Source organism: Rhodococcus sp. AH-ZY2, assembly GCF_030916465.1.
Taxonomy (GTDB): Bacteria; Actinomycetota; Actinomycetes; order Mycobacteriales; family Mycobacteriaceae; genus Rhodococcus; species Rhodococcus ruber.
The window spans coordinates 1,770,918-1,783,081 of the sequence record NZ_CP126458.1; the positions used below are offsets into that span (position 1 = coordinate 1,770,918).

Here is a 12,164-nt window from a genome sequence, read left to right on the forward strand (position 1 = left end):
CATGTGACCATCCACCACACCGGCGGTGCCGCCGAAGAGCTGCTGCGCAGCAGCGGACGTTTCTTCACCTCGGGGGAGATCTCCGCGGACGGTCGTACGATCACCCGCCGCGGCGGCCGCGAAGGTGACGTCTTCTACCGTGACCGCTGGAGTCACGACAAGGTGGTTCGCTCCACCCACGGCGTCAACTGCACCGGGTCGTGCTCGTGGAAGATCTACGTCAAGGACGGGATCATCACCTGGGAGACGCAGGAGACGGACTATCCCACGGTGGGACCGGACCGTCCCGAGTACGAACCCCGCGGCTGCCCGCGCGGGGCGGCGTTCTCGTGGTACACCTACTCGCCGACGCGGGTGCGCTATCCCTACGCCCGCGGCGTGCTCGTCGAGATGTTCCGCGAGGCCAGGGCCCGGCTCGGTGACCCCGTGCTGGCCTGGGCCGACATCCAGAACGACCCGCAGCGACGCCGCCGGTACCAGCGGGCCCGCGGCAAGGGCGGTCTGGTCCGGGTCACGTGGGCCGAGGCCACCGAGATGATCGCCGCCGCGCACGTGCACACCGTCAAGGAGTACGGCCCCGACCGGGTGGCCGGATTCTCGCCCATCCCGGCGATGTCGATGGTGTCGTTCGCGGCCGGTTCCCGGTTCGTCGAGTTGATCGGCGGCGTCATGACCTCCTTCTACGACTGGTACGCCGACCTGCCCGTCGCATCGCCCCAGGTGTTCGGCGACCAGACCGACGTGCCGGAGTCCGGCGACTGGTGGGACGCGGCGTACCTGATGATGTGGGGATCGAACGTCCCCGTCACCCGGACACCGGACGCGCACTGGATGACCGAGGTCCGTTACCGCGGCACCAAGGTCGTCGTCGTCAGCCCCGACTACGCCGACAACACGAAGTTCGCCGACGAGTGGATGCCGTGCGCGGCGGGCACCGACGGGGCGCTGGCCATGGCGATGGGGCACGTCGTGCTCACCGAGTGCTTCGTGCGACGGCGGGTGCCGTTCTTCGTCGACTACGTCCGCCGGTACACCGACCTGCCGTTCCTGGTCCGGCTCGAGGAACGCGACGGCAGGCTGGTGCCCGGCAAGAACCTCACCGCCGCCGACCTCGGCCAGGACGTGGAGAACGCGGCGTTCAAGCCGGTGCTGCTCGACGGTGCCACCGACACGGTCGCGGTGCCGCACGGCTCCCTCGGGTTCCGCTACGGCGACGACGGAGCCGGAAAATGGAACCTGGACCTGGGCGATCTCGTGCCGGCGCTGACCGTCGCGCATCGGGACGACGCCGCGGACGAGACCGCGCTCGTCCATCTGCCCGGTTTCGACACCGTCGACGGCCACGGCGAGACCGTCGAACGCGGCGTCCCCGTGCGGCGGGTGGGCGGACATCTGGTGTGCACGGTGTTCGACCTCATGCTGGCCCAGTACGGCGTCGCGCGTCCGGGACTGCCCGGACACTGGCCCAGCGGGTACGACGACCCGGCCTCGCCGTACACCCCCGCCTGGCAGGAGCCGATCACCGGGGTCTCCGCCGCACAGGCCGTCCGGATCGCGCGCGAGTTCGCCCGCAACGCGGAGGAATCCGGCGGCCGGTCCATGATCATCATGGGTGCCGGCATCTGCCAGTGGTTCCACGGCGACACCACCTACCGGGCAATTCTCGCCTTGCTGATGCTCACCGGTTCCATGGGCCGCAACGGCGGCGGCTGGGCACACTACGTGGGTCAGGAGAAGTGCCGTCCGGTCACCGGGTGGGCCGCGATGGCCATGGGAACGGACTGGTCCCGCCCGCCTCGGCAGATGGCGGGAACCTCCTACTGGTACGTCCACACGGACCAGTGGCGCTACGACGGGTACCGCGCCGACGCGCTCGCGAGCCCGCTCGGGCGGGGCCGGTTCCGCGACAAGCACACGATGGACGTGATGGTCTCCGCCGTCGCGATGGGGTGGACTCCGTTCTACCCGCAGTTCGATCGCAACACGCACGACCTCGCCGACGAGGCGCGAGCAGCAGGCGAGGACATCCCCGCGTACGTCGCCCGGAAACTCGCGAGCGGCGAGGTGAAGCTGTCGGTCACCGACCCGGACAACCCGCGCAACTGGCCGCGGGTGCTGAACGTGTGGCGGTCCAACCTGCTCGGCTCGTCCAGCAAGGGCAACGAGTACTTCCTGCGGCACCTGCTCGGGACCGACGCCAACATCCAGGGCGCCCCCACCGGCCCGGACCAGCGTCCACACGACGTCGAAGGTCCGGACGAGGTGCCCGAAGGCAAACTCGACCTGCTGATGTCGATCGACTTCCGGATGACGTCGACCACCCTGTTCTCCGACGTGGTGCTGCCCGCCGCGACATGGTACGAGAAGGGCGACCTGTCGAGCACCGACATGCATCCCTATATCCACGCGTTCAGTCCCGCGATCGACCCGCCGTGGGAGACCCGTTCCGACTACGAGGCATTCGGCGCCGTCGCGAAGGTGTTCAGCGCGCTGGCGTCGAAGCACCTCGGCACCCGCACCGACATCGTGCTCGGCACTCTGCAGCACGACACCCCGGGGGCGATGGCGTATCCGTCGGGCACGGAGAACAACTGGCGCGTGACCGGGGAGGTGCCGGTCCCGGGCAGGACCATGGGCCCGCTCGCGGTCGTCGAACGGGACTACGGGGCGATCGCCGACAAGTGGTCGACCCTCGGGCCGCTCGTCGACACCCTCGGCCTGACCACCAAGGGCGTCACGACGCACCCGGTGCAGGAGGTCGCGGAACTCGCCGAGAAGTTCGGCGTGATGAATTCCGGTGCGGGCGAGGGCCGCCCGGCGGTCACCAGCGCCGAACGCATGGCCGACGTCATCCTCGCGCTGTCGGGCACCTCGAACGGACGGCTCGCGGTCGAGGGCTTCCGCGAACTCGAGAAGCGTACCGGCCGCCGGCTCGTGCACCTCGCCGAGGGCAGTGAGGAACGCCGTATCACCTACGCCGACACCCAGTCCCGCCCGGTCCCCGTGATCACCAGCCCGGAATGGTCCGGCAGCGAGACCGGTGGGCGCCGCTACGCCCCGTTCACGGTGAACATCGAGGAACTCAAACCGTTCCACACGCTCACCGGCCGCATGCACTTCTACGTCGATCACGACTGGATCGAGGAACTCGGCGAACAACTCCCCACCTACCGCCCGCCGCTGGACATGTCGCGCCTGTTCGGTGAACCGGCCGTCGGCAGCGGCAGCGGCAGTGAACCGGCCGTCGGCAGCGGCGACGGCGTCGGACTGACCGTGCGGTACCTGACCCCGCACTCGAAGTGGTCGATCCACTCCGAGTACCAGGACAACCTGTTCATGCTCTCGCTCTCGCGCGGCGGACCGACCATGTGGATGAGTCCGGCGGACGCGGCGAAGATCTCGGTGCGGGACAACGACTGGGTCGAGGCCGTCAACCGCAACGGCGTCGTGGTGTGCCGCGCGATCGTCTCGCACCGCATGCCCGAGGGTGTCGTGTACGTCTACCACGCGCAGGAGCGCACCATCGATGTGCCGCTCACCGAGACCACCGGTACTCGCGGCGGCATCCACAACTCGCTCACGAAGATCCTGATCAAACCCACTCACATGGCGGGTGGCTACGCGCAGACCGCCTTCGCGTTCAACTACCTCGGGCCCACCGGAAATCAACGCGACGAGGTGACGGTCGTACGCCGCCGGTCGCAGGAGGTCAGGTACTGATGTCGATGCCCACGACCACGACCAGCGAAGCGAGGCCGGCATGAAGGTGATGGCCCAGATGGCGATGGTGATGAACCTCGACAAGTGCATCGGCTGCCATACCTGCTCGGTCACCTGTAAGCAAGCCTGGACCAACCGATCCGGCACCGAGTACGTGTGGTTCAACAACGTCGAGACCCGCCCCGGCCAGGGATACCCGCGCACCTACGAGGACCAGGAACGCTGGCGGGGCGGATGGATCCGCGACCGCAACGGGCGGCTGCGGCTGCGGGACGGCGGCCGGTGGAACAAGCTCTTCCGGATCTTCTCGAATCCGAAGATGCCGGCGATCGACGACTACTACGAGCCGTGGACCTACGACTACGAGAACCTCACCACCGCGCCGCTCGGCGACCAGATCCCGGTGGCGCCGCCGCGAAGTCTGATCAGCGGCAAGCCGATGAAGGTCGAATGGTCGGCGAACTGGGACGACGACCTCGGCGGCTCCCCGGAGATCGTGCCCGACGATCCGGTCCTGAAGAAGGTCGGCGAGCAGGTCCGGCTCGAACTCGAGCAGACCTTCATGTTCTATCTGCCTCGCATCTGCGAGCACTGCCTGAACCCGTCGTGCGTCTCGTCGTGCCCGTCGGGAGCGATGTACAAGCGCGTCGAGGACGGCATCGTTCTCGTCGACCAGGACCGCTGTCGCGGCTGGCGGATGTGCGTGTCCGGATGTCCGTACAAGAAGGTGTATTTCAACCACAAGACCGGCAAGGCCGAGAAGTGCACGTTCTGCTATCCGCGCGTGGAGGTGGGCCTGCCGACCGTGTGCTCCGAGACCTGCGTGGGCCGGCTGCGCTACATCGGCCTCGTGCTCTACGACGCCGACCGGGTGCTCGAGGCCGCGTCCGTCGAGGACGAGAAGGACCTCTACGACGCACTGCGACAGGTGCTGCTCGACCCTGCAGACCCGGAGGTGATCGCCGGCGCCCGCGCCGAGGGCATCTCCGACGAATGGATCGAGGCCGCCCAGCGGTCACCCGTGTACGCGTTGATCAACACGTACCGGGTCGCGTTGCCCCTGCACCCGGAGTACCGCACGATGCCGATGGTCTGGTACGTGCCGCCGCTGTCCCCGGTGGTCGACGCGGTCTCGCGCGACGGTCACGACGGCGAGGACATGGGCAATCTGTTCGGTGCCCTCGAATCGCTGCGCATCCCGATCGAGTATCTGGCGGGACTGTTCACCGCGGGCGACACCGATGCCGTCGAAGCAGTGCTGCACCGGCTCGCCGCGATGCGGTCGTACATGCGGGACATCAACCTGGGCCGGGACACGCGACCGGAGATCCCCGACGCCGTCGGCATGACCGAGGAGCAGATGTACGAGATGTACCGCCTGCTCGCCCTGGCCAAGTACGACGAGCGGTACGTGATCCCGACCGCCTACGCCGCCGAGGGGCACCGGCTCGAGGAATCCGCCACCGACTGCGCCCTGTCGTACGACGGCGGCCCGGGCATGTACGACTCCGGGCCGTTCGGCGAGGCCAGCGGAGGCCCGGTCCCGGTCGCGGTGGAGACCTTCCACGCGCTCCGGCAGCGACAGACCTCCGAGGGAATGGCGGCGAACGCGTCGAATCCCTCCCGCGTGAACCTGCTCAACTGGGACGGTAAGGGCGTGCCCCAGGGGTTGTTCCCGGCCGGGCATCGTGTCGACGACCGGGGGAGTGGGCAATGAGGGCGCGGATACGCCGGGGGCGCGACACCGCGTCGCGGCAACTGCAGCACCGGCTGATCCGGCAGGCGGCTTCGCTGCTGCTGGCATACCCCGACGACGGGCTGCGGTCGCGCCTCGCGACGGTCGACGGTCTTCTCGGGCACATCACCGGGGCACCGGCGCAGCTGTTGAGCCGGACTCTCGCCGCCCTGCGCGACGCCGATCCGTTTGCTGCGCAGGCCGACTACGTCGACACCTTCGACATGCGCCGGCGGTCGACGATGTATCTCACGTACTGGACCGGCGGTGACACCCGCAACCGCGGCACGGCAATCCACGCGTTCGCGCAGGCCTACCGGGAGGCCGGCGTCGAGCCACCGACCGGCGAGGCGCCCGATCATCTGCCGGTGGTGCTCGAATTCGCCGCGACCGTCGACCCGGATGCGGGGGAGCGACTGCTCGCCGCGCACCGGGTCCCGATCGACGTGCTCCGCATCGCACTCGAGGAACGCAATTCCTGCTATGCGGCGACGATCGGGGCGGTGTGTGCGACGTTGCCTCCGGTCGGCGATCAGGAAGTGCACCGCGCCCGGCACCTCGCCGAGGCCGGTCCACCCGCCGAGGCGATCGGTCTCGAACCGTTCACCCTCACGGTCCCGCCGCGCCGGACCGCACCCGCCGCGGCGCAGACCCGAGTCGAAGGAGCCGGCTGACCATGTCCGCAGGGGAGATCTTCTGGGATGTCGCGCCGTACGTCACGATCGCCGTGGTCGTCGTAGGTACGTGGTGGCGCTACCGTTACGACAAGTTCGGCTGGACCACGCGTTCGTCTCAGCTCTACGAGAGCCGGCTGCTGCGCATCGCCAGCCCGATGTTCCACTTCGGGATCCTCGTGGTGATCGTGGGCCACGTGATCGGTCTGCTCATTCCCCAGTCCTGGACCGAGGCGGTCGGCCTGAGCCAGCACGCGTATCACGTGCAGGCGGTGACGCTGGGCACCATCGCCGGGATCGCCACCCTCGTCGGGATCCTGTTGCTGATCTACCGTCGCCGCACCCGTGGTCCGGTGTTCATGGCGACGACGGCCAACGACAAGCTCATGTACGTCGTCCTCGTCGCCGCGATCGTCGCGGGACTCGCCACGACTCTGATGGGCTCGGGTGTCGTGGGGGAGGAGCACAACTATCGCGAGACCGTCTCGCCGTGGTTCCGATCCATCTGGATCCTGCAGCCGCGCGGCGATCTGATGGTGCAGGCACCCCTGTCGTTCCAGCTGCACGCGCTGATCGCCTTGATCCTGTTCGCGCTGTGGCCGTTCACCCGCCTGGTGCACGCCTTCAGCGCGCCCGTCGGATACCTGTTCCGGCCGTATGTGGTCTACCGGAGCCGGGACGTCGCCGCGAAGGGACAGCTCGTCGGGTCGCAGCCTCGCCGCCGCGGGTGGTGACCGGATCGGGTGCACGGCGCCGCGTGTAGTGTGAGTCGTTCAGTCCAGCACACCCACTCGCCTGTAGGACCGTCGAACATCTTCATGGCTGCCACCCGCCGCTCCGCCGCCCCGTCCGTCGCCGCATCCACCTCGGCGCCCACCGAACCCGACGCCGGGGTTCGGCGCACCCTCCTGCCCGGGGGGCTCCGCGTCGTCACCGAGCACGTGCCCGGCGTGCGGTCGGCCGCCGTCGGTGTCTGGGTGGGCGTCGGCTCCCGCGACGAGCAGCCCTCCGTCGCCGGTGCCGCCCACTTCCTCGAGCACCTGCTGTTCAAGGCCACCCCCACCCGGACGGCGCTCGACATCGCCGAACTCGTCGACGGAGTCGGCGGTGAACTCAACGCGTTCACCGCGAAGGAGCACACCTGCTTCTACGCCCACGTGCTCGACGACGACCTGTCCCTGGCCGTCGACCTCGTCGCCGACGTCGTGCTGCGCGGCCGATGCCGCAGCGCCGACGTCGACCTGGAACGACAGGTCGTTCTCGAGGAGATCGCGATGCGCGACGACGATCCGGAGGATCTGCTCGGGGACGCCTTCCTCACCGCGCTGTACGGCGACCACCCGATCGGCCGGCCCATCATCGGCTCGGTCGAGTCGATCGAGGCGATGACCCGCACCCAGTTGCACTCGTTCCACGTGCGGCGGTACACGCCGGACCGCATGGTCGTCGCCGTCGCCGGCAACGTCGACCACGACCACACCGTGGAACTGGTCCGTCGTGCCTTCGCCGGGCACCTCGACCCCGCCGCGACCGCCGCCCCCCGGCGGGAGGGCAGTCTCCGCCTGCGTACGGCGCCGACGCTGAGCATCACCGACCGCGACGGCGAGCAGGCCCACCTGGCGGTCGGTGTGCGGTCCTTCGGCCGCCACGACTCCCGGCGCTGGGCGCTGTCGGTGCTCAACGCCGCGGTCGGTGGCGGCTTGAGCTCACGGTTGTTCCAGGAGATCCGGGAGCAGCGCGGGCTCGCCTACTCGGTGTACTCGGGCGTGGACACCTTCGCCGACACCGGGGCGTTCTCCGTCTACGCCGGGTGCCAGCCCGAGAACCTCGGCGAGGTGGCCGCCCTCGTCCGCGAGGTGCTCACCGACGTCGCCGACAACGGCGTCACCGAGGCGGAGTGCGCCCGTGCCAAGGGCTCGCTGCGCGGCGCCCTGGTGCTCGGCCTCGAGGACACCGGGGCCCGGATGAATCGGATCGGCCGCAGCGAACTGAGCTACGGCACCCACTGGAGCGTCACCGAGACACTCGAGCGGATCTCGTCGGTGAGCGCGGCGGAGGTCCGAGAGGTCGCCGCCGAACTGCTGCACCGGCCGTTCGCTGCGGCCGTCGCCGGGCCGTACCGGCGGCCCCGGGACCTGCCCGCGTCGGTGCGCGCCCTCGTCGCGTGACCGCGGCCTGACCACGGACAGGGACGTCCGGTTGCGTAGGCTGCTGCGGGACGGAGATCGGACGAGGAAGCGTGGAGAGTCAAGTGAACGCAGCAGCAATCCGGGTGGGTGTGCTCGGCGCCAAGGGCAAGGTCGGACAGGCGATCTGCGCGGCCGTCGAGGCGGCCACCGACCTCGAGCTCGTCGCCGCGGTCGACCGGGACGACAGCCTCGAGGACTTCGTCACCTCCCGGGCGCAGGTGGTGGTGGACTTCACCCATCCCGACGTGGTGATGGGCAATCTGCAGTTCCTCGTCGAGCACGGCATCCACGCGGTCGTCGGCACCACCGGATTCGACGAGGCACGGCTCGACCGGGTCCGCGCCTGGCTGGCCGCGAAACCTGAGGTCGGCGTCCTGATCGCGCCGAACTTCGCGATCGGTGCCGTGCTGTCGATGCGCTTCGCGCAGGCCGCAGCTCGGTTCTTCGACTCCGTCGAGGTCATCGAGTTGCACCACCCCAACAAGGCGGACGCGCCCTCGGGCACGGCGTACCGCACCGCGGCGCTCATCGCCGAAGCCCGCGCCGCGGCCGGCGTGGGCCGCAGCCCGGACGCCACGACCACCGAACTCGACGGTGCCCGCGGCGCCGACGTGGCGGGGGTGCGGGTGCACTCCGTGCGTCTGGCCGGTCTCGTCGCCCACCAGGAGGTCCTGCTCGGCACCCAGGGCGAGACCCTGACCATCCGCCACGACTCGATCGACCGCTCCTCCTTCGCACCCGGCGTGCTGCTCGGCGTACGCGAGATCGGCGGCCGGCCCGGCCTCACCGTCGGCATCGACCCGCTCCTCGACCTGTGAGACGCGACCTGGTCAAGGTCCTGGCGCCGATCGTCTTCATCGTTCTCGCGCTGGGGTTCTACTTCGTGCTCCTCGGCGGGCGTGGGCTCGAACTGGTGCGCTCGGGCGAGGCTGCGGCCGTCGGCCTCGGTATCGGCGTGCTGCTGCTGCCGTTGGTGGGTGTGTGGATCGTCTACGCCACCCTGCGGGCCGGTCTCCAGCACCAGCACCTGGCCCGGCGGATCCACGACGAGGGCCTCGAACTCGACGTGAGCGATCTGCCACGCCGGCCCTCGGGACGGGTCGACCGCGACGCCGCCGACGCCCTGTTCGAGCAGGTCAAGGAGGAGTGGGAGGCCGACCCGGACAACTGGCGCCACTCGTACCGGCTGGCCCGCGCCTACGACTACGCCGGTGACCGCGGCCGGGCCCGGGAGACCATGCGCCGGGCGGTCGCCCTCGAGAAGCTCGAACGCACACAGTCCCCCGACTGATCCCGCGCCGAGCGAATGTATCGGTCCTCTCCTCGGCAGTCGCGGGCGGTACATGCGCTCGATCCACGTCGGCGGCACCCGCACCCGGCCCGGCGCGGGTGGCGGGTGCCGTTGCGGGGCACGGACACCGCGCGGCCGGCGACGTACCCTGCAGGGTGTGACCGAGGCTCCTGCCGACGGCGAGCGCACGCTGCTCGTCGTCCACCACACCCCGTCCCCGTCGACCCGCGAGTTGCTCGAGGCGGTGCTCGCCGGGGCGCACGACCCCGACATCGCCGGGGTGCGGGTGCGGACGGTGCCCGCGCTCGGTGCGACGGTGCCGGATGTGCTCGCCGCCGACGGCTACGTGTTCGGCACCACCGCGAACTTCGGGTACATGTCGGGGGCCCTGAAGCACTTCTTCGACACCGTCTACTACCCGTGCCTCGACGCGGTCGCAGGGCGGCCGTACGGGCTGTGGGTGCACGGCAACAACGACACCGCGGGCGCCGTTGCCTCCGTGCGGAAACTCGTCACGGGCCTCGCCCTGGCGCAGGTCACGCAGGACCTCGAGATCACCGGTCCGATCGACGCGAAGGTCCGGGAGCGCTGCTACGAGCTCGGGGCGACCGTCGCGGTGTCCGTGTCACCGGAGGTCTGACCGCGCGGACACCGCGCGGCGCGTCAGAGCAGCTTCTCGACGAACTTCGTCAGACCCTTCTCGGCGGTCTCCATCGCCATCCTCTGCGCCTTCTTCACCATGAAGCCGGGCAGCGGGATCTTCGGGTCGATCGTGAGGGTGAAGTCCACCCGGGTGCCGCTCTCGGTGGCGGTGAGGGTGTAGGTGCCGTCCTGCTGATGCTGCTGGTGGCTCTCGATCAGGGTCCAGGACATCGACTCGTCGCCGTTCCAGAAGTAGTCCACCACCTGTTCGTCGTGAATTCCGATGATGGACACGGTCATCCGGACGCGGTGGGGGCGGCCGTCCGGGTGGGTGGTCTCGACGACGACGGTCTTGTGCGGACCGGACCACTCCGGCAGTCGATCGACCGCGGCGATGCCCGCCATCACGCGACTCGGGTCGGCCTTGATCTCGAAACTGCTGGAACTGCTGACGGCCATGCGCTCACTTCCTCGGCTTTCGGGTGACGTGCGTCGGCAATGTACCGCACCGCCTCCCGCTCAACCGTCCTCGCGCTCGGAGGTTTCGGACGGACCCGCTCCGGTTTCGTCGGCGGGGCGCCTCGTGGCGCGCTCGTCGGCGCGGCGCTGGTATCGCATCTGTTCGCGCAGCGCCCCCTGGACGGCCTGCGACACCCACGAGTTCAGCGACACGCCGTTCTGGGCCGCCGCCTCCTCGGCGCGGGCCTTGATCTGCTCGACCAGGCGCAGGGTCACCCGGCTGATGTCTCCGGTGACGTCCTCGAAAGTCTGGGCAGGGCTGGGGGTTTCGGCGGACATCTCCGACCGCACCTCGAGTACGGCGTCGTCGCCGTCCAGACGTACGGTGACCACCCGGTCGCCGAGTTCGCCCGAGATCTCCGCCGCCATGTCCGACAGTGCCTGCAGCACGGCCAGGCGGGCGGGCGCAGCGACCGCTGCGGCGAGGGCCGCCGCGGTCCGGCGGGTCTGTTCGTCGCCGAGTTCCGCGGCGGCGACGAGGGAATCGGTGATCGCATCCAGATACGGATCGAGGCGCATGACGCCATCATGACGTCATATGTGATGTCAGTCAAGGCGTCGGAATGCAGCCCGCGGTCGGGTGCCGCCCCGCGCGGCGCTACGGTCGACTGGATCGACAACCTGGAGGAGAACCGATGGCGCCCGAGCCAGTCACGCTCAAGGTCAGGCTGGTGGCCAAGACCGAGTTCGTCCCGCCCGCCGACGTGCCCTGGGAGACCGACGCCGACGGCGGAGAGGCACTCGCCGAGTTCGCAGGCCGGGCGTGCTACCAGAGCTGGTCCAAGCCGAACCCCCGCACGGCCACCAATGCCGGATACCTGCGCCACCTGCTCACGGTCGGGCACCTGTCCGTGCTCGAGCACGGTTCGGTGAGCTTCTACATCACCGGCATCTCCCGGTCCTGCACCCACGAACTCATCCGGCACCGCCACTTCTCCTACTCGCAGCTGTCCCAGCGGTTCGTCCGCGGCAGCGACGCTCCGGTCGTGGTCCCGCCGGCCGTGGCCGGGGACCCGCGACTCGAGGACCTGTTCCTCGCCGCCACCGAGTCCAGCCGGGCCGCGTACATCGAACTGCTCGACGCGCTCGACGAGAAGCTGTCCCATCTGCCCGAGGGGCCGATCCGTGCGAAGCAGGCCCGCGAGGCCGCGCGATCGGTACTGCCCAACGCCACCGAGACCCGCGTCGTCGTCACCGGCAACTATCGATCCTGGCGGCACTTCGTGGCGATGCGTGCGACCGAGCACGCCGACGTCGAGATCCGCCGCCTCGCCGTCGAGTGCCTGCGCCAGCTGCAGGACGCCGCGCCGAACATCTTCGGCGACTTCACTATCACCCGTCTGCCCGACGGTTCCGAGGTTGCCGCCGGTGCCTTCGCGACCGAGACCTGACCG

Annotated in this window: 11 protein-coding genes; 9 read left to right on the forward strand and 2 right to left on the reverse strand. The window is 69.6% G+C overall.

The window, feature by feature from the left end; translation table 11 throughout:
- Window positions 1-3 precede the first annotated feature (3 nt).
- From QNA09_RS09295 to QNA09_RS09330, 8 genes are all read left to right on the forward strand, one after another.
- Window positions 4-3,720, forward strand: a complete 3,717-nt coding sequence (locus QNA09_RS09295) for a nitrate reductase subunit alpha (RefSeq protein WP_017680688.1) — start codon at window positions 4-6, stop codon at window positions 3,718-3,720.
- A 40-nt stretch (window positions 3,721-3,760) separates the two neighbouring features.
- A complete protein-coding gene (gene narH, locus QNA09_RS09300) occupies window positions 3,761-5,437 on the forward strand; it encodes a nitrate reductase subunit beta (RefSeq protein WP_010592686.1) in 1,677 nt (558 codons plus the stop codon).
- Window positions 5,434-6,129, forward strand: coding sequence for a nitrate reductase molybdenum cofactor assembly chaperone (gene narJ / locus QNA09_RS09305; protein WP_010592685.1), 696 nt, complete (start codon window positions 5,434-5,436; stop codon window positions 6,127-6,129). The genes narH and narJ overlap by 4 nt, the downstream gene beginning before the upstream one ends.
- Before the next feature lie 2 nt (window positions 6,130-6,131).
- On the forward strand, window positions 6,132-6,863 hold the full coding sequence (gene narI / locus QNA09_RS09310; protein WP_010592684.1) for a respiratory nitrate reductase subunit gamma: 732 nt from the start codon (window positions 6,132-6,134) through the stop codon (window positions 6,861-6,863).
- Window positions 6,864-6,947: 84 nt separating this feature from the next.
- A complete protein-coding gene (locus QNA09_RS09315) occupies window positions 6,948-8,297 on the forward strand; it encodes a pitrilysin family protein (protein ID WP_010592683.1) in 1,350 nt (449 codons plus the stop codon).
- 83 nt (window positions 8,298-8,380) lie between these two features.
- Entirely contained in the window at window positions 8,381-9,136 is a 756-nt protein-coding gene (dapB, locus tag QNA09_RS09320; protein ID WP_010592682.1) for a 4-hydroxy-tetrahydrodipicolinate reductase, read from the forward strand.
- The gene (locus tag QNA09_RS09325) at window positions 9,133-9,609 is read left to right on the forward strand and encodes a hypothetical protein (protein ID WP_010592681.1); all 477 of its coding nucleotides are present in this window, start codon (window positions 9,133-9,135) and stop codon (window positions 9,607-9,609) included. The genes dapB and QNA09_RS09325 overlap by 4 nt, the downstream gene beginning before the upstream one ends.
- A gap of 157 nt (window positions 9,610-9,766) precedes the next feature.
- Window positions 9,767-10,249, forward strand: a complete 483-nt coding sequence (locus QNA09_RS09330; RefSeq protein WP_010592680.1) for a flavodoxin family protein — start codon at window positions 9,767-9,769, stop codon at window positions 10,247-10,249.
- 23 nt (window positions 10,250-10,272) lie between these two features.
- Here the strand turns inward: QNA09_RS09330 and QNA09_RS09335 are convergent, their stop codons facing one another.
- Complete coding sequence (locus tag QNA09_RS09335; RefSeq protein ID WP_010592679.1) at window positions 10,273-10,710, reverse strand: SRPBCC family protein; 438 nt, start codon at window positions 10,708-10,710, stop codon at window positions 10,273-10,275.
- Between the two features lie 60 nt (window positions 10,711-10,770).
- The gene (locus QNA09_RS09340) at window positions 10,771-11,289 is read right to left on the reverse strand and encodes a toxin-antitoxin system HicB family antitoxin (RefSeq protein WP_010592678.1); all 519 of its coding nucleotides are present in this window, start codon (window positions 11,287-11,289) and stop codon (window positions 10,771-10,773) included.
- Between the two features lie 116 nt (window positions 11,290-11,405).
- Here QNA09_RS09340 and thyX point away from each other — a divergent pair, with 116 nt between their 5' ends.
- Window positions 11,406-12,161, forward strand: a complete 756-nt coding sequence (gene thyX / locus QNA09_RS09345) for an FAD-dependent thymidylate synthase (protein WP_010592677.1) — start codon at window positions 11,406-11,408, stop codon at window positions 12,159-12,161.
- The last annotated feature ends 3 nt before the right edge of the window (window positions 12,162-12,164 follow it).